This window comes from Pantoea sp. USMM079 (genome assembly GCF_037153115.1).
Taxonomy (GTDB): domain Bacteria; phylum Pseudomonadota; class Gammaproteobacteria; order Enterobacterales; family Enterobacteriaceae; genus Pantoea; species Pantoea communis.
In genome coordinates this window covers 1-237 of record NZ_JBBCKX010000085.1, presented here as the reverse complement: position 1 = coordinate 237, position 237 = coordinate 1, and the positions used below count along the sequence as shown (strand labels likewise).

The window sequence follows — 237 nt, the reverse complement described above, 5'->3', positions numbered from 1 at the left end:
AACATTGAGCCTTGATGTGTAGGATAGGTGGGAGGCTTTGAAGCGTGGACGCCAGTCTGCGTGGAGCCAACCTTGAAATACCACCCTTTAATGTTTGATGTTCTAACGTAGACCCGTAATCCGGGTTGCGGACAGTGTCTGGTGGGTAGTTTGACTGGGGCGGTCTCCTCCCAAAGAGTAACGGAGGAGCACGAAGGTTGGCTAATCCTGGTCGGACATCAGGAGGTTAGTGCAATG

General features: G+C 52.3%; 1 rRNA gene. It reads left to right on the top strand.

What is annotated here, in order from left to right:
* Window positions 1-237, top strand: a 23S ribosomal RNA gene (locus WFP70_RS26885); the annotation flags it as partial.